The 17,201-nt window shown below is 65.0% G+C and carries 16 protein-coding genes, 1 tRNA gene and 1 pseudogene; 13 read left to right on the top strand and 5 right to left on the bottom strand.

Translation table 11 applies throughout. The features are described 5' to 3' along the window. Together SAZ01S_RS17170 and SAZ01S_RS17165 are read left to right on the top strand one after the other, a co-directional pair. On the top strand, positions 1–330 hold a 330-nt coding region (locus SAZ01S_RS17170; RefSeq protein WP_139810123.1), incomplete at its 5' end, for an alpha/beta fold hydrolase. 96 nt (positions 331–426) lie between these two features. Continuing rightward, the gene (locus SAZ01S_RS17165; protein ID WP_084583502.1) at positions 427–846 is read left to right on the top strand and encodes a GFA family protein; all 420 of its coding nucleotides are present in this window, start codon (positions 427–429) and stop codon (positions 844–846) included. A 471-nt stretch (positions 847–1,317) separates the two neighbouring features. Here SAZ01S_RS17165 and SAZ01S_RS17155 read toward each other — a convergent pair whose 3' ends face one another. Continuing rightward, a complete protein-coding gene (locus tag SAZ01S_RS17155; RefSeq protein ID WP_084583501.1) occupies positions 1,318–2,001 on the bottom strand; it encodes a type 1 glutamine amidotransferase domain-containing protein in 684 nt (227 codons plus the stop codon). Positions 2,002–2,402: 401 nt separating this feature from the next. Here SAZ01S_RS17155 and SAZ01S_RS17150 point away from each other — a divergent pair, with 401 nt between their 5' ends. Genes SAZ01S_RS17150 through SAZ01S_RS17120 form a run of 7 tightly spaced genes read left to right on the top strand, consistent with a single transcriptional unit; the run spans position 2,403 to position 9,195 of the window. Then, on the top strand, positions 2,403–2,849 hold the full coding sequence (locus SAZ01S_RS17150) for a GlcG/HbpS family heme-binding protein (protein WP_084583500.1): 447 nt from the start codon (positions 2,403–2,405) through the stop codon (positions 2,847–2,849). After that, complete coding sequence (locus SAZ01S_RS17145) at positions 2,846–3,901, top strand: NAD(P)-dependent alcohol dehydrogenase (RefSeq protein ID WP_084583499.1); 1,056 nt, start codon at positions 2,846–2,848, stop codon at positions 3,899–3,901. Before SAZ01S_RS17150 ends, SAZ01S_RS17145 begins: the two co-directional genes overlap by 4 nt. Positions 3,902–3,939: 38 nt before the next feature. Continuing rightward, positions 3,940–5,040, top strand: a complete 1,101-nt coding sequence (locus tag SAZ01S_RS17140) for an alkene reductase (RefSeq protein WP_084583498.1) — start codon at positions 3,940–3,942, stop codon at positions 5,038–5,040. A gap of 3 nt (positions 5,041–5,043) precedes the next feature. Beyond that, positions 5,044–6,333 (top strand): MFS transporter, encoded by a 1,290-nt coding sequence (locus SAZ01S_RS17135; protein WP_218018108.1) that lies wholly within the window; start codon positions 5,044–5,046, stop codon positions 6,331–6,333. 25 nt (positions 6,334–6,358) lie between these two features. Next, entirely contained in the window at positions 6,359–7,375 is a 1,017-nt protein-coding gene (locus tag SAZ01S_RS17130) for an aldo/keto reductase (RefSeq protein ID WP_084583497.1), read from the top strand. 11 nt (positions 7,376–7,386) lie between these two features. Beyond that, the gene (locus SAZ01S_RS17125; RefSeq protein WP_084583496.1) at positions 7,387–7,803 is read left to right on the top strand and encodes an SRPBCC family protein; all 417 of its coding nucleotides are present in this window, start codon (positions 7,387–7,389) and stop codon (positions 7,801–7,803) included. Positions 7,804–7,818: 15 nt separating this feature from the next. Next, a complete protein-coding gene (locus tag SAZ01S_RS17120; protein ID WP_084583495.1) occupies positions 7,819–9,195 on the top strand; it encodes an aldehyde dehydrogenase family protein in 1,377 nt (458 codons plus the stop codon). A 35-nt stretch (positions 9,196–9,230) separates the two neighbouring features. Here the strand turns inward: SAZ01S_RS17120 and SAZ01S_RS17115 are convergent, their stop codons facing one another. Then, positions 9,231–10,163 (bottom strand): LysR family transcriptional regulator, encoded by a 933-nt coding sequence (locus tag SAZ01S_RS17115; protein ID WP_084583494.1) that lies wholly within the window; start codon positions 10,161–10,163, stop codon positions 9,231–9,233. Positions 10,164–10,273: 110 nt separating this feature from the next. Continuing rightward, positions 10,274–10,873, bottom strand: a complete 600-nt coding sequence (locus SAZ01S_RS17110; RefSeq protein WP_084583493.1) for a glutathione S-transferase family protein — start codon at positions 10,871–10,873, stop codon at positions 10,274–10,276. A gap of 243 nt (positions 10,874–11,116) precedes the next feature. Here SAZ01S_RS17110 and SAZ01S_RS17105 point away from each other — a divergent pair, with 243 nt between their 5' ends. The 3 genes and pseudogenes from SAZ01S_RS17105 to SAZ01S_RS24470 form a co-directional block, all read left to right on the top strand. Next, positions 11,117–11,947 (top strand): VOC family protein, encoded by an 831-nt coding sequence (locus tag SAZ01S_RS17105; protein WP_084583492.1) that lies wholly within the window; start codon positions 11,117–11,119, stop codon positions 11,945–11,947. A 13-nt stretch (positions 11,948–11,960) separates the two neighbouring features. Then, positions 11,961–12,359 (top strand): putative quinol monooxygenase, encoded by a 399-nt coding sequence (locus tag SAZ01S_RS17100; protein ID WP_084583491.1) that lies wholly within the window; start codon positions 11,961–11,963, stop codon positions 12,357–12,359. An 86-nt stretch (positions 12,360–12,445) separates the two neighbouring features. Beyond that, positions 12,446–12,746: pseudogene (locus SAZ01S_RS24470) on the top strand (integrase core domain-containing protein); the annotation flags it as partial. 300 nt (positions 12,747–13,046) lie between these two features. Here the strand turns inward: SAZ01S_RS24470 and SAZ01S_RS17090 are convergent. Next, positions 13,047–13,122 (bottom strand) — tRNA-Ala (locus SAZ01S_RS17090). Positions 13,123–13,344: 222 nt separating this feature from the next. Here SAZ01S_RS17090 and SAZ01S_RS24240 point away from each other — a divergent pair. Next, on the top strand, positions 13,345–14,499 hold the full coding sequence (locus SAZ01S_RS24240) for a DUF2171 domain-containing protein (RefSeq protein ID WP_174596145.1): 1,155 nt from the start codon (positions 13,345–13,347) through the stop codon (positions 14,497–14,499). 266 nt (positions 14,500–14,765) lie between these two features. On the opposite strand, the gene katG is transcribed toward SAZ01S_RS24240, so the two are convergent. Further along, positions 14,766–16,973, bottom strand: coding sequence for a catalase/peroxidase HPI (gene katG / locus SAZ01S_RS17080; RefSeq protein WP_084583490.1), 2,208 nt, complete (start codon positions 16,971–16,973; stop codon positions 14,766–14,768). Positions 16,974–17,201 lie beyond the last annotated feature (228 nt).

Here is a 17,201-nt window from a genome sequence, read left to right as displayed (position 1 = left end):
GACGGGTTCATCATCGTCGACCCGGTCAAGTTCCCGACGGCCTTCGCCGCGGATGTCGACATTTCGATCACCGGCTTCATGGCGGCGTCGCAAGTCCCCTGGGGCCTGGCCGCGGTGCAGACCAAGCTGACGACGGCGGCGTGGCACGACAAGCCGGTCCGCTGGATGCTGACGACGCAGGACCATATGGTCTCGCCGACCACCCAGCGCTTCATGGCGACCCGCGCCAAGGCCAAACTGACCGAGATCAACAGCAGCCACGCAGTCATGCTGTCCCACCCGAAGGAGGTAGCTGCCTTCATCGAGGCTGCGGCCACCGACGCCAACTAGTCCTTCCGCGCCGAGGACGGCGTACCGCTGCGCCGTCCTAAAGTACAAGCCAGCTCGAGGGTTCGGAAATCCATTTAGCCAAAGGGAGATGCTGCCATGGCAACGCACCGGAAAGGCCGTTGTGCCTGCGGCACGGTCACGTTCGAGTTCGATTTCGATCCCACCTTCGTCGCGATCTGCCACTGCCTTGACTGCAAGAAGGCGTCCGGCGGTGAAGCTGCGACCTGGTTCGGCGTCCCCACGACCACCTTCAGGGTCACGGCGGGCGCCGACCAGACGAAGGGCTTCCTATATGTCGCTGACTCCGGGAAGAGGCTCACCCGAAATTTCTGCACCGAATGCGGTGCGCGACTCTTTACGAGCGACTTGGAAGGCTTCCCAGAACTGACGTTCATCCAAATCGGCTCGCTTGACGATCCGAGCGGCATTCGGCCCGTGCTGGAGATGTTTGTGAAACGCCGGCTGGATTGGCAGAAGCCGCTCGATCTGCCGCAATTCTCGGATATGCCGCACTGATGCAGCAGCGATACTAATCGCCGTGGTCGCTGCCTGCGCACATGGTACCGCGAAGTACCTCGATCCCCGACCGGGCAGGCGGCCGATCCAATTCTATGCTAACGGAGAGGTAGATGATCGATGCACCAGGTACGTCAAAGTTGGTCAACCGTCGTTAGGCGATCACGTCGGGCGGTGCCACGATACTTGCCTCCGCCCTGTTCGCCGCGACCGGATCGACCGGTGCTGCCACCGCCGCCCTGGGCGAAGCGCCAGCCTGACCCAGGTGCGTAGCGCCACCTTGCGCATCGACTATGGCGACGTCCGATTCCTCGTCGACCCGGTATTGGCGGATAAGGACACCTATCCCGGCTTCGAAGGAACCGCAAACAGCCAGCGCCGCAATGAGCGAATTCCTGGGCGACACCGGGCCGAAAGCGGCAGCCCCTCCGGCTGCGAAGGGGCGGCGATCGGCATATCAGGTGCGCGGTATCAAGCCGGGGCCGTCGTCTTCTCCAGAGCGGCAAGCAGTTCCTTGGCCAGCGGAGCCGCCGAAGCAGGATTCTGCCCAGTGATGAGGCGCCCGTCGACGACGACATGCGCTTCCCAATTTCCGGCGGACGAATACTGGGCACCCTCGGCGCGAAGCGCATCTTCGAGTTCGTAGGGCACGTCGGCCGCCGCATAGTCCAGCTCCTCCGTCCTAGAGAAGCCCGTCACCTGCTTGCCCTCGACGAACGGCTTGCCGTCACCGATGTCGACGCCGAGGAGCGAGCAAGGCCCATGGCAGACCGCCGTCACGATCTTGCCGGTGGTCCAGGCCCGCACGACGGCCCGCTGCACGTCGGCGTTGCGCTGGATGTCGACCATCGGCCCCAGTCCGCCGGGCACGAGGATGGCGTCATAGTCGGCGGCATCGATCTCGGACAGCTTGCGGCTTCGATTTAGCCGACGGAACGCCTTGCTTTCGAAGAAAGCCTTTTGTGCCGGATCGCTCTCGTCATAGGCGTCGAAGGGTGTCCAGCCGCCCGCGGGAGACGCAAACTCCACAGCGACCCCCGCCTTGTCGAGCACGTCGAACGGATGCGCGACTTCGGCAAAAAAGAAGCCGGTCTTGCGGTGGTTGGGGCCGATCTCGGCGGCATTGGTCACGATGAACAGAACATGCTTTGTCATTGCATTCTCCAGTTTTCGTCGGGATCTGTCGCGTAAAAGCGTTAAAGTCGGGCGGCCGACCCCGGTTCTGGGGTGCCACAGCCGCCGAGCATCGGCGTTTCCGCGCCGCATGCGCGCAAATCTTATTGCCGGCTCCACGGAACCCATAGTCAGCTAGGGTAAATCTAAGTAAAGCGGGCCGCTGACGGCTGCCTGGCAGGCAGCTCGAGCGGGTATGCGATCTGCTTGCCGAGCAATCCCGCGACAGAGCGATTGAGGATCGCCCCCTGACGCCGCGCGCTTCACCCGGCGCGAGTACGGCCAGCGCATGCGCGATCCCCGGGCGATCTGCACAAGGCCGATGCGATATCTAGCGTTGTTCGGCGATAGCTTCGGCGAGACATTCGGACCGTGAGGACATCATGCCCGAAACCCATTGGACCCTGACTCTTGACGATGCAAAGCGGATGCTCGACGCGGCCGAAGCTGCGGCTGTTCAGACCGGCCTGCCGTACAACATCGCCGTCGTCGATCGCGGCGCGCACTTGGTCGCGTTCGCGCGGCAAGACGAGGCGCTGATCGGTAGCATCGAGCTTGCGATCGACAAAGCGAAGACCGCCTGCTTCTTTGCCCAGCCGACCGCAAACCTCGCGACGCTCGCTGCGCCCGGCGGCCCGCTTTTCGGCATTCAGGAAAGCAATGCCGGCCAAGTCGTCATCTTCGGCGGCGGCGTACCGGTTTGGATCAACGGGCATATCGCTGGCGCCGTCGGCGCCAGCGCGGGAACGATCGAACAGGATCTCCAGGTTGCCGAGGCCGCCGTCGCTGCCGTTTCGACGCCCCAACCAGAGGAAAGGAAACCTTCATGAAGGCCGCGCGCATTCTGGAATACCGCAAGCCGCTGGTGCTAGAAGATATACCGATCCCGGACATCCAGTCCGACGAGGTGCTGGTGAAGGTGGAAGCGTGCGGCATGTGCCGATCGGACGTGCTGCTCGTCGACGGCTTCTTCCAATCCTATGCCGACATTCCGCCACCCGTGATCCCGGGGCACGAAATCACCGGCACGCTCCATAAGATCGGCAGCCTGGTGCCGAAGGTGGCCGGGCTGGAGGAGGGCGACCATGTGGTCGTGTCCCCCGGCTGGGGTGACGGCATCTGCCGCCACTGCCAGGTAGGCAACACCCATATCTGCCCGAACGTTCGCTGGCCAGGATTCGGTACCTATGGCGGTTTCGCGGAATATATTCCGGTCCCGGCGCGCTACGTGATCAAGGTGCCGAAGCGATTGGCGTTCGAGCAGATCGCCCCGCTCACCGACGCAGGTCTCACGCCCTATCGCGGCATCAAGAAGATCCGGGACGCCGGCGGCCTTGGGCCGGACCGGGTGATCGGGGTATTCGGGATCGGCGGGATCGGCGTCTACGCCGTGCAATATGCCAAGCTGCTGGGAGCGGGCGCGACGGTGGTCGCTTTCGGTCGCAATGCGGAAAAATTGGCGGTGGCGAAGGATTATGGCGCCGACCATCTGATCGCGATCAAGGATAAGTCCGAGAAGGGTATTGCGGGCGAACTGGAACGGGCTACCGGCCAGGCCAAGCTCGATGCTATCATCGATTGCGCAGGCGCGACCGAAATGATGCAGATGGGGTTCGGCTTGCTCGGCATCGCGGGCCATTATGCCGACGTCGGCTTCGTCGGCGATCGCATCGACGTGCCGCTGTTCCCGCGCGTGAGTGGCGAGCAAACCTTCCACGGATCGTTCTGGGGCAACAATGCCGACTTGTCCGAGGTCCTGGCGCTCGCCGCCGAGGACAAGATCAAGCACACCATCACCACGATCCGCTTCGATCAGATCAACGAATATATCGACCGGCTGCGCGATGGCGAGATCGTCGGGCGCGCGGTGGTGAAGTTCTGAGCCACCGTCCTCGCTTCGCTGACAAGGAGTTTCCGACCATGATAGACCAGCAAGCGGCCGGGCTGTTCGCGCCGGGGCGGATCGGTGCCATTCCCGTCGCCAATCGCATCGCGATGGCGCCGCTCACCCGTTCGCGCGCCGGCATGGACGGCGTGCACACGCCGCTTGCGATCGACTATTACCGCCAGCGTGCAAGCGCGGGGCTGATCGTCAGCGAAGCGACCAACATCTCGCGACAGGGGCGTGGCTATGCCCTGACTCCGGGCATCTATACGGATGCGCATGTCGAGGCATGGCGATCGGTGACAGAGGCGGTGCATGAAGCGGGCGGCCGTATCGTGTTGCAGCTCTGGCACGTCGGCCGTATGTCGCACACCAGTTTGCAGGCTGGTGGGGCGGCACCGGTCGCTCCCAGCGCCATCCAGGCGGGAGACACGGTGTTCACCGAGCGCGGGCCCGAGCGCCCCTCCATGCCGCGCGCGCTGGAGACCGACGAAATCCCCGGCATTGTAGAAGACTATCGCCGGGCGGCAATCCGTGCGCGCGATGCCGGCTTCGACGGTGTCGAGGTTCACGCCGCCAACTGCTACCTCCTCGAGCAATTTCTCCGCGACAGCACCAACCATCGCACCGACCGCTATGGAGGATCGCGGGAAAATCGCGCGCGCCTGCCGATCGAGGTCGTGCAGGCGGTGGCCGCCATATGGGGTGCGGATCGGGTAGGCCTGCGCCTGTCGCCGATCACCCGCGCCACCGGCGACACGCCGCTCGATAGCGATCCGCAGGGGACCTATGGCTATCTGGCGGAACAGCTCGGCCAGCTGGGGCTCGCCTATCTCCATTGCGTCGAGGGGCAGACGCGCGGTGCAAATGCGGCGGCGGCGTTCGACTTCAAGGCGCTGCACGCCGCGTTCGGTGGCGCATATATCGCCAACAACAGCTACACGCGCGAGCTGGCGATCGCAGCGATCGACAGCGGCCATGCCGATATGGTCGCGTTCGGCCGCCCCTTCATCGCCAACCCCGATCTGGTCGAGCGGCTGCGGCGCGACGCTCCGTTGGCCGAAGCGGCGCCGGAGACCTATTATGGCGGCGGTGCGGCGGGCTATACCGACTTTCCTGCCCTGGCGGCGGCTTGAGCCATGGCTAATTCGGCTCAGGCCAATGGCGGCGTCGCGACCGATCTTCGCCGCCTCAACCCGATGGAGCGGATCTATCAGCCGCAATGCGATGCCGTGCGCACGCATTGTCAGAAGGCATCGGAGCGCCGCAACCGTAGCCTCACCCTCTTTGCGCTGGCGCTCGGCAGTTTCTGCATTGGCACCTCCGAATTCGCCAGCATGGGCATTCTCCAGCTTTTCTCGGCGGATCTCAATATCGGCATCCCAGCCGCGACCAACGCGATCACGGCCTATGCGCTGGGCGTCATCGTCGGCGCGCCGCTGGTCACCCTGGCAGCCGCGCGGCTCAACCGGCGCACGCTGCTGCTCGCGCTGGTGGGGTTGTTCATCCTGGGCAACATCGCCTCTGCCCTGGCGCCTAGCCTTCCGCTACTGATGGCTGCGCGGTTCGTCAGCGGCATGCCCCAAGGCGCCTATTTCGGTGCGGGGGCGGTTGTCGCCTCGTACATCGTCGGACCCGGTCATGCGGGCAAGGCATTTGCCATGGTCATGACCGGGCTGACCGTCGCGACGATCGTCGGCTCGCCGCTCGCCACCTTTCTCGGGCAGACGCTGGGATGGCGCGAGACCTATCTGGCAGTATCGGGAGTAGCGGCACTCGCGCTCCTGTCGCTGCTCCGCTGGGTGCCGCGGGCCGAAGCGCTGAACGGCGCGCCGGTGCTGCGAGAGCTTCGCGCGTTGCGCAAGCCTAGCGTGTGGGGCGTGATGCTGGTCGGGGCGATCGGCGTCGCAAGCATCTTCGCGGTTTACACCTTCATCGGTCCGCTCGTGACCGATGTCGCTGGGCTCGAGCGCGGGTGGATCCCGTTGGCACTGGCGCTGTTCGGATTGGGCATGACGGCCGGCAATCTGCTGGGTGGCCGGATCGCGGATGGCGATCCGGTACGGGGCATCGCCATCGGCTATGGCGCCGCGCTCCTGGTGCTGATCGTCCTGGCGGTCGGCGGCACGGATCCCTGGGTGCTCTTCCCGGCGATGTTCGGCGTGGGCGCGACGATGATGACCGCGATCCCCACGCTGCAGGTGCGGCTCACCCGCTTCGCCCCCGAGGCGCCCTCGCTGATGGGTGCGATGAACCTCGCTGCCCTCAACGTCGCCAATGCGCTGGGTGCCTGGGCCGGCGGCCTTGCGATCGGCGCCGGAGCGGGCTTGCTGGCTGCGGTTTGGGCGGGCTTCGGCCTCACCTTGGCGGGCCTTGCCATTTACGGAGTCACCTTGCTGGCGGCTCGCGGACATCGCTCCGCGGCGTGACCAGCCCCAGAGAGGAACGAAACGCATGCGTGTCAGAGAAAGTTTGAGAAGCGGTCCGCTCGGCTTCGGCACTGCGCCCCTGGGCAACATGTTCCGCGACATTCCCGAAGACGAGGCATTGGCGACGGTGGATGCCGCCTGGGCGGCGGGCACCCGCCTGTTCGACACAGCGCCTTTCTACGGCGCGGGACTGTCCGAAATTCGCCTCGGCAAGGCCCTGCGTGACCGGCCGCGCGGAGAATATGTGCTCACCACCAAGGTCGGCAGACTCATTCTCGACGAGGTTGAAGATCCCGGCGCGCGTGATCAGGGCGAGAAGGGAGACATCTTCCGCTATGGTCGCCCCAACAAGATCGTGCTCGACTATTCGGCGGACGGCACCCGGCGCTCGATCGAGGACAGCCTGAAGCGGCTGCAGGTCGACCGGATCGACTTCGTCTGGGTGCACGACGTCGCGCAGGACTTCCATGGCGATCGCTGGATCGGCATGTTCGAGACAGCGCGCACGGGGGCGTTCGTGGCCCTCGACCAACTGCGCGACGAGGGCGTGATCCGCGGTTGGGGACTGGGGGTCAACAAGGTGGAGCCGGTCGAGATCCTGCTCGACCTTGCGGAGGTGCGCCCCGATGCGACGCTGCTCGCCGGCCGCTATTCGCTGCTCGACCATGAGCGCGCCCTTCAGCGGCTGATGCCGACCGCTGCGGCGCGCGGGTTCGACATCGTCGTGGGCGGGCCCTACAGCTCGGGCGTGCTCGCCGGGGGCAGCCATTTCGAATATGGCGCGATCCCGCCCGCCATCGCGACGAAGGTGGAGCGGATCAAGGCGCTGTGCGCGCAGTTCGACGTGCCGATCAAGGCAGCGGCTCTCGGCTTCGTGCTGGCGCACCCGGCCGTTGCCGCCGTGATCCCGGGCGCCAGCAAGCCGGAGCGGATCCGCGAGGACCACGCCGCACTCGCGGCCAGCGTGCCCGGCGGCTTCTGGCAATCGCTACGCGACGAGGGCCTGGTAGCCGCAAGCGCGCCGCTTCCGATCGATCGCTGAGGAGCAAGGACATGGCGAGCGCTTCCGCGAGCATCGAACTGGCCGTTCCTGCCGATGTGGCATGGCGCCGTATCGGCGGCTTCGACGCATTGCCCGACTGGCTGCCCTTCATCACCCGCTCCGTGCTCAGCGAGGGTGGCCGGGTACGCCATCTTACCACCGCCGATGGTGCGACCATCGTCGAACGCCTGATGACCTATGACGAGGCAGGGCGCAGCTACAGCTATCACATCCTGGAAGCGCCATTCCCGCAGACGGCGTATCTTTCCACCCTCCGCGCGGTCCCGATCGGGCCAGAGCGGTGCCGGGTCGATTGGCTGGGCGGTTTCTCACCCGAAGGGGTCAGCGAAGCGGAAATCTCGCAGCTGTTCGAGGGCATCTACGAGCAGGGCCTGCAGGGCCTAGTCCCACAATTTCCGGTAGCATGATCGAAGGAGGACGACATGATCGACGTAGTGCAGGCCTTCGACCGGCAACTGATCGAGCAATTACCGAGTGATGATGCGAACGCGCTGGAGGCAAAGCTCGCGCGCGCCGCGGCCCTGCATGCGGATCGCCGGCTGTGGCTGAAGCCCTTCGAACGGATCGCCATTCTTCGCAGGCTTGCCGGACTGGTAGAGGCGGAGCGGCAGGCGTTCGGAGGATTGATCGCGCGTGAGGGTGGCAAGCCTCTGACCGATGCGCTGGTGGAAACCGACCGCGCGATCGACGGCATCCGCAACGCCGCCGATATGCTGCGCGTGCGCGGCGGCACCGAGATCCCGATGGAGCTCACTCCCGGCAGCAGCGACCGGCGCGCCTGGACGATACAGGAGCCGATCGGCGTCGTCGCCGCGATTTCGGCGTTCAACCATCCGTTCAACCTGGCCGTCCATCAGGTCGCGCCAGCGATCGCAACCGGTTGTCCCGTGATCATCAAGCCGGCAACCGCGACGCCGCTCTGCGCGCGCAGGCTGCTGCAGCTCGCGGCGGAAGCGGGGCTGCCCGATGGCTGGGCGCAACTGTTCCTCCCTGCCGGTAGCGGCCTTTCGCAGCAGCTGGCGACCGATACACGCGTTGCCTTCCTGAGCTTCATCGGTTCGGCGCGGGTGGGTTGGCAGCTTCGGGCCAGCCTGCCGCCGGGCACGCGCTGTGCGTTGGAGCACGGCGGAGTCGCTCCGCTGATCATAGATCGTAGCGCCGATCTTGAAGCGCTGATCGAACCCGTCGCAAAGGGCGGCTATTATCATGCCGGTCAGGTCTGCGTATCCGTGCAGCGCATCTACGTGCACGAAGCGCTGAAGCATGAATTCATTGAGCGGTTCGCCGATCGGGTTTCCGAACTGCGTACCGGTGACCCGACGCTGCCCGAGACCGAGGTGGGCCCTCTCATCCATCCCCGCGAGGCAGATCGAGTGGCGAATTGGATCGCTGAGGCAGTGGAAGGCGGGGCGCGGCTTATTGGCGGCGGGCGGCTACGTGACACGACGCTGCAGCCCACGATCCTGGTCGAGCCTTCGCCCGATACGAAGGTCTCGCGCGAGGAGGTGTTCGGTCCAGTGACCTGCGTCTATGGCTTCGATACCCTCGACGACGCGATTGCGCGCGCCAATGCGCTTCCCGTGGCCTTCCAGTCGAGCATCTTCACGCGCGACCTCGACGTCGCGCTCGATGCAGCCGAGCGGCTCGATGCTTCTGCCGTGATGATCAACGATCACACTGCCTTTCGCACCGACTGGATGCCGTTCGCCGGCCGTCGCGCTTCGGGCTATGGCGTTGGCGGCATCCCGTTCACGATGGAGGAGATGAGCGCCGAGAAGATGATCGTTTTCAGGCGCTGAACCGAGGCCCGTGATTTGCTGTTGGGAGAGCCGCTCTAGGCGGCTGCCGGCTCGCCGTACGTCTCTCCCGACATCGGTGGCGCGGGCCGGAATAGCGTCCGATCCCGCGCGACCAGACTCTCGATCGCCGACATCAACGCACGAACCTTGGGCAGATTGGCCAGATCCTCGTGCACCGCGATCCAATAGCTTCGCTCGAAGCGGACTTCCTGCGGAAGCACCCTCTCCAGCATCGGATGTTCGCGCGCGACAAAGCAGGGCAGCGCCGCCAGCGCATAGCCGCTCAGTGCCGCACCGAGCTGGACAGTCAGGTTGGTCGTCCGGTACTTCACCTTCATGGACTCAAGATCACCGGGCAGGAGGTCCAGCGCGTCGGTGAAGAGCAGTTCCTTGATGAAGCCGCACCAAGTCTCCTCGCGCAAGGAGTCCAGGGAAGCCGGCCGCGTGCGGTTGGCGAAATAGGCAGGCGCTCCATACACGCCGAACTCTACGTCGATCAGCTTCTTGAAACGAATGTCGCCCGTCGACGGGCGGTCTAGCGAGATCACCAGATCTACCTCCCGCGCAGCGAGCGAGAAGGCGCGGGGCAGGGCGACCAGTTCGATCTCCAATCCCGGGTGCAGCGCCGTGATCGCCGCAAGCCGGTGCGCAAGGAAATGTGCCCCGAACTCTTCGGTGGTGCCCAATCGCACTGCACCGGCGATGCGGCGACGTTCGCTCGCCAGGCTCAGGACCTCACGGAAGATGATCGACTCCAGCTTCTCCGCGGCAGCGGCGAGTCGTTCGCCCTCGGCGGTCAGCGTCAGCCGGCGGCCTGCACGTTCGAACAACTGCAGGTCGGTCTCGCGCTCCAGGCGGGCAATGCGGCGGCTGATCGTTGAATGATCCATTCGCAACGCGCTCGTCGCCGCAACCATGGTTCCTTCGCGCGCGACTTGAAGGAAGACACGTATGTCACTCCATTCCATCGTAAGTTCCAGTACAGCTTGGGCGGCCGAGCCAATTCGGCGCGTTGCTGCTCTACGTCACTTCGTGCAAACGATCCCGTTAAACGAAGTTAATCTGCATGACTCGAGATTCATCGGGCGAACAGCGCCCGTTCCGCCGCGAGCGCGGCGCATACTGCCGGTCTCGCGGCCACCTGCCTTCGCCAGCGGTCGAGGTTGTCGAAGCGGGGGATGCCGGATTCGAGTGCGGCGATCACGGTCCAGGCGTGGATATCGGCGATAGAATAGTCGGAGGGCCCGACGAACGGGTGGAGCGCTAGGTAGGTGTCGAGCAACGCCAGGCTTCGCCCCAGCCGTCCGAGCAGGATTTTCAGTTCAGCCGTAGAAGCGACGCGGCGGAGCCCAAGCACGCTGGGCTGAAGAGAGTAGCTGATGAACTCCATCCGCTCGATCAGCCGGAACCATTCCCAGTTGCTCAGCGCTGGAAGAAGTGTCGTGCCGGCTTGCTGTGCAGCGAAATGCAACAGCGGGATTGTGCCCTGCAGCGTCACGCCATCGCTGCGTTCAAGCAGCGGCATGTCCGGCAGCGGTGTGAGGAAGCCGAGGTCGCGTCCGTCGCGGGCAATGCCCGAAATGGCGTCTACCGCAACTAACTCGGCCGCAATGCCTGCCTCCCGGAAGGCGATCTGGGGCGCCAGGCTGGCAGCCCCGGGGCAGCAATAGAGGCGCATTCTTCTACCCTCGCAGCGGTGGCGGGACGCCATTCGCGTGCGACGTCCACCGCATGCTTTCAACCGCCGATTTCACCAGAGCCAGTTGCACTCTCGCCGCGTGTTTCGGTTCCCTGCGGAATGGTGCAGCGCTGCACAGGTCTATCGCGGTGTCTGCCGTTGTCCGCCGGACCAAGATCTTCAATTCCTCGACGGGTTGTCGCGCGCCGGACGCGTGGTGAGCATGAGCAAGGGAGACCGACGATGACCGAAGATGAACGCGGGATCGATAATCCGGCACGGCGCGACATGCTACGCACTGCCGGCGCGGTAATGCTGGCAGGTGCGGCCGGCGAGACGGTGGCGCAGGCGGCGCCACGCACGGGACAGGCCGGCGGTCCGGGACTTGGGCTGCGCCTGCAGGGCGTCCAGCATTTCGGGCTGACCGTGCAGAACATGGAGCGCGCCTTCGAATTCTATACCCAGGTGCTCGGGGGAACCGAGGTCTTCCGGCACGGCGATTTCCAGGGCGATGCGGTGCAGAACACGCTGCTTGCCGACCAGGAGATCGTCGCCGCCGAAAAGCATGTCGCGCCCGCGACGATCGGCGTGCCCGATCTGCGCGGCGGCACCCAGCGCCTGGACGTGCGCTTCGTTCAATTCGACAATGTCGTGATCGAGCTTCTCCAATATCGCAATGCCGACGAACCAATGGGCAGTCCGAACAGCTTCGCAGAGCCGGTGCAGCACATGAGCCCCGCCTTTCCGAGAATGATGCACATCTGTTTCTATGTGCGCGATGATGTCGACTTCAATCAGTTCATCGCGGACCTTGAGGCGGAGAGCGCTCGGCGCGGGATGAACCAGGTGCGCGCCAATCGCACCATCCGGGTTCGCAGCGAGTCGGAGCGCAAGGCTGCGCCGCAGAGCAGCAACACGAACCGCGTGACGCAGGCGCCGTCGGACGGCTGGGAGCTGATCTACTGCAAGGGACCGGAAGGGGAGCAGCTTGAGTTCGTGAAAGCACTGGGTCCGGTGAAGAAGCGCTTTGCCGATGCGCTCGCCAAGCGCCAGCGGGCAGTGGCGGGACGGTAAGGAGAGAACTACTATGTGGATGTTCCGATTTGGTGCCGCCGCGCTGGCAAGTGCGTTGGCATTCGCCACGCCGGCGGCCGCTCAGCACAGCGGCGTCGACTATGCCTCGATCCCGACCGGGGCCTATTCGATCATCGCCGAGGTACAGGCGAAACCGGGCAAGGAGGCAGCGCTGCGCGAAGCGACGCTACCGCTCGTCGCTTTGGTGCGCAGCGATCCAAAGAACCTCGTCTACTTTCTCCAGGAGGATCGCGAACGGCCTGGGCATTTTGTGTTCTACGAGGTCTTCGCCACCAAGGCAGATTTCGAGGCACACAACGCGATGCCCTACGTGAAGGCTTGGTTCTCGGAGCTCCCGAAACTCGCAGAGGGCAACGTCGTGGTGCATCGCATGCGGGTCCTCGTGAAATAGAAGTTGGGATGCCGACGCAGCAGCGCCATTAACTGGCCTTGGAAAAGTGGAGATGTCCCTGAGGTGAAAGGCGAGCTCCATCACGAAACAGCGGCCAGGGTTCGCAGTTCACCAGTTCCGCGTTCCCCGCCGTCCTGCACCGCGAGCAAATCGCCATCAGCATGGACGGAGAGGGGCGCTGGCGCGCCATAGTATTCGTGGAGCGCCTCTGGCGCTCGGTGAGATACGAGGAGTATACCTCAACGCCTATGCCTCAGTCCCCGAAGCCCGTTCAGGCATCGGCCGCTACATCGGTTTCTACAATGCCCTACGACCGCATTCCGCGCTTGGGGGGGGCGAACGCCAGACCAGGTATACTTCGGCCAGCCGCTTCTCGCAGCGGCATGATCGACCAACGGCCATCCACTTATCAAAGCCGCGAGCCTGTGCAGACAAACCGAACCACCTCTGTCATCTGGTTTTGTGCGTCCCCAGCTATGGGCCGCATATCTGTCGTTTGAGAAAACTGTACATAGCTTCCTCGCTTCGGACCTGAGTCGTCATCCCAGTGGCAAGCCGACGTATGGCGCTGTTGGCGCGAGTGCGCTGAGAGACGCCCGCGATCGTGCAAATCCGCGACCAATATTATGGCCGAGATTATGTCCAACTACCAAATTTGCTAAAAAAACCAATGAATTCAATGGCGGCTGGTGGAGCTGAGGGGAATCGAACCCCTGACCTCTGCAGTGCGATTGCAGCGCTCTCCCATCTGAGCTACAGCCCCGCCGCCTTGGTCCCGGGCTGGCCCGGGAGGCGCTCCCCTTAGCGAGCCGAAACGTGCGATGCAACCGGCTTGTCGCATCTTCCCGCCGGATTCGTATCGCGGACGACGAAGTGCCTGTGACACAGGTTAAAATTCGCGGAACCCATCCGCCCCTCCGCTCGCTTGAACGCTGCGTGACGGCAAGCATGCCGCAGCCGCCGACATCTCAGCAGGAGAGATACGATGGACGACCGCAACAATCGCTACGGCCCCTATGGCCCCGCCGGTTACAACGACAGCAGCAGCCAGGGCGACTATGGCCGGGATTACGGCTCCGGCCGCGATTACACCTATAGCAGCGCGCGCGACTATGCCGCCGCCGGCGAACTCGGCCGCGGACGCGACCGCAATCGCGGCGACGACTGGAACCGCGGAAGCTCGGACTGGCGCAACCAGGATCGCTCCAGCTATGGCGCGCAGGGTTACGGCCAGCGCAACCAGGAGCGCAGCGGCTGGAACGACGGCGACCGTGACTGGAGCGACCGCGGCTCGCGCAGCTACGACAACGATGGCGGGTACTCGGGCCAGGATCGCGATCGCGACTATGGCCAGCGCAACTATGGCAACAGCGACTGGGGCAGCCGCGATTCCTTCGCGCGCAGCTATGGCCAGCAGGACCAGGACCGTTCGCGCTATGGCCGCCAGGACCAGGGTCGCAGTGCCTATGGCTATGATCGCGCCCGCGGCGGCGAGGACCTGCGCGGCTATGACCGCGACCGCGGCTTCTTCGACCGCGCCGGCGACGAGGTCCGGTCGTGGTTCGGCGACGAGGAAGCGGAACGCCGCCGCCGCCAGGACCAGCGCTACGACGAGCAGCAGGCACGGAACGAAGGCCATTCGGACAGCCACTATGGCGAGTGGCGCCGCAGCCGGATCCAGGAATTCGATCGCGACTATGACGAATATCGTCGCGAGAACGCCCAGCGCTTCCACAACGAGTTCGACAGCTTCCGCACCGAGCGGACCGGCCAGCGCGACGCGCTTCGCCGCGTGACCGAGCACATGGAAGTGCTCGGTTCGGACGGCAGCCATGTCGGCACCGTCGACAAGGTGCGCGGCGACCGCATCATCCTGACCAAGACCGACACCGATGCCGAGGGTCGCCACCACTCGATCCCTTCGCGCTGGATCCAGACGGTCGACGACAAGGTGACGCTGCGCAAGACCGCCGAGGAAGCCAAGAACCATTGGCGCGACGAAGAGCAGTCGGGCGCACTGTTCGGCGAGGACAAGAACAAGTCCAGCGCCACGACCACCGATCAGAACGCCACGCGCGACGGTTCGCAGGACTGGAGCACGACCGGCAATCTGAATTCGAGCTTCAAGGGCACCTATTAAGGTCCACTGAGGCAAAGCAAGGGGCCGACCGGCACTGCCGGACGGCCCCTTTTCGTTGAAGCGTTCTCTCCTGGGGGCAGGGCTATCGCATTTGGCCCCTCGTCCCCCTCACCCTTCCCACCGCCTGCAGCGGCGGGCCCCTTCCCTCTCCCACAAGGGGAGAGGGAGGGAGCGCCGAAGGCGCGGAAGGGTGAGGGGGACTTCAGCGCACCCTGCCCGCCAGGAGGAGGAAGCGGTGGAGCTGCGCCAGTTCGCCCTTCATCCGATCAAAGGTCGACGCGGTCGGCGTTCATCACCTTGGTCCAGGCCTTGCCGAACGCTGCGACGAACGCCGCCTCGGCATCGTCGGTCGCATAGGCTTCGGCCAGTGCGCGCAGCTGCGAATTGGACCCGAAGATCAGGTCGACGCGGGTGCCGGTCCACTTGGTCTCGCCGGTCTTGCGATCCTTGGCAACGAAGCTGCCGTCGCCCTGCGCTTCCCACTTCGCAGTGAAGCTGGTGGCCAGCAGGTTGCGGAAGAAGTCGTTGCTGAGAGTTTCGGGGCGGTCGGTGAACACCCCGTGCTTCGACTCGCCGTGGTTGGCGCCGAGCACGCGCAGGCCGCCGACCAGTACGGTCATCTCCGGCGCGGTGAGCGTCAGCAGCGCGGCGCGATCGACCAGCAGTTCCTCTTCCGACCAGCCGCTCGTCTGTCCGGCATAGTTGCGGAAGCCGTCGACCTTGGGTTCGAGCGGTTCGAAGCTGTGCGCGTCGGTCTGCGCCTGGCTGGCATCGGTGCGCCCCGGCGCGAACGGCAGGTGCAGGTCATGCCCGGCCTTCTTCGCCGCGGCTTCCACCGCCGCCGTGCCGCCGAGCACGATCAGATCGGCGAGCGATACCTGCTTGCCGCCGCTCTGGGCCGCGTTGAACTTGCCCTGGATGCTTTCCAGCACGCCGAGCGCCTGTGCGAGCTCGGCCGGCTCGTTCACCGCCCAGTCCTTTTGCGGGGCAAGCCGGATGCGCGCGCCATTGGCGCCGCCGCGCTTGTCCGATCCGCGATAGGTGCTGGCCGAAGCCCAGGCGGTCTTCACCAGCCGGGCGATCGACAGCCCCGAGCCGAGGATCTCGGCCTTGAGCGCAGCGACATCGGCATCGTCGATCAGCGGGTGGTCGACTGCCGGCACCGGATCCTGCCAGATGCGCGGCTCGGCCGGCACTTCCGGCCCGAGCAGCTTGGCGTGCGGGCCGCTGTCGCGGTGGGTCAGCTTGTACCAGGCCTCGGCAAAGGCATGGGCGAAGGCGTCCGGATTCTCGTAGAAGTGCCGCGAGATCGGGCCGTAGACGGGATCGAAGCGCAGCGAGAGATCGGTGGTCAGCATCGTCGGGCGATGCTTCTTCGACGGATCATGCGCGTCGGGGATCACCTCGCCGGCGTCCTTCGCCACCCACTGGTGCGCGCCGGCCGGGCTCTTGGTGAGCTCGTATTCGTATTCGAACAGGTTCTTGAAGAAGCCCATGCCCCACTGGGTCGGCGTCTCGGTCCAGGTGACCTCCAGGCCGCTGGTGATCGTGTCGCCGGCATTGCCCTTGCCGAAGCTGTTAGCCCAGCCGAGCGCCTGCATCTCGATGCCGGCACCTTCCGGCTCCGGGCCGATATACTGGCTGGGGTCGGCGGCGCCGTGGGTCTTGCCGAAGGTGTGGCCGCCGGCGATCAGCGCGACCGTCTCCTCGTCGTTCATCGCCATGCGGGCGAAGGTCTCGCGGATGTCGTGCGCGGCGAGCAGCGGATCGGGGTTGCCGTCCGGCCCTTCCGGATTGACGTAGATGAGGCCCATCTGCACCGCGGCCAGTGGGTTGGCGAGGTTGCGCTCGCCCGAATAGCGGCCGCCCGGCTTGTCGCTGGTCTGCAGCCATTCGCGCTCGGGGCCCCAGTTGATGTCGCGTTCGGGCTCCCACACATCGGCGCGGCCGCCGCCGAAACCGGCGGTCTTGAAGCCCATCGATTCGAGCGCGCAATTGCCCGTGAGGATCAGCAGATCGGCCCAGGAAAGCGCCCGGCCGTATTTCTGCTTGATCGGCCAGAGCAGCATGCGCGCCTTGTCGAGATTGGCGTTGTCCGGCCAGGAATTGAGCGGCGCGAAGCGCTGCGTGCCCGAGCCTGCGCCGCCGCGGCCGTCCCCTACCCGGTAGGTGCCGGCGCTGTGCCAGGCCATGCGGATGAACAGCGGGCCGTAATGGCCGAAGTCGGCCGGCCACCAGTCCTGCGAATCGGTCATCAGCGCAACGATATCGGCCTTCACGGCGGCGAGATCGAGCTTCTGGAATTCCGCGGCATAGTCGAAGTCCGCGCCCATCGGGTCGCCGGCGGGCGGGTTCTGGTGGAGCACGGTCAGGTCGAGCTGGTTGGGCCACCAGGTCCGGTTCGTCATGTCGAACAGGACGGCGTTACCCTCCATCTTGCCACCATGCATCGGGCACTGCGATTCGGCGTTCATTCGGGCATCTCCTTCGGGTTCGGGCTGTGGTCTGCGCAAAGCCTCGCACGGCCAGACCGATCGATGAAATGGATTAGTCCGCCAACACTGATCGATCTTTCCGCTCGTGTCAGCTTATGCGAATGGATAGGGCACCCCCCGCAGTCACGCCGACGAAACGGATGTCGCACAGGATGATTACACCAGCGGGTAGATTGCCCGCCTGATATGGTTACAAGTGCAACCATC

The sequence above is a fragment of the Sphingomonas azotifigens NBRC 15497 genome (assembly GCF_002091475.1).
Lineage (GTDB): Bacteria > Pseudomonadota > Alphaproteobacteria > Sphingomonadales > Sphingomonadaceae > Sphingomonas > Sphingomonas azotifigens.
Note: the sequence above shows the minus strand (reverse complement) of the source record. Positions and strands in the feature narration are given on the sequence as shown.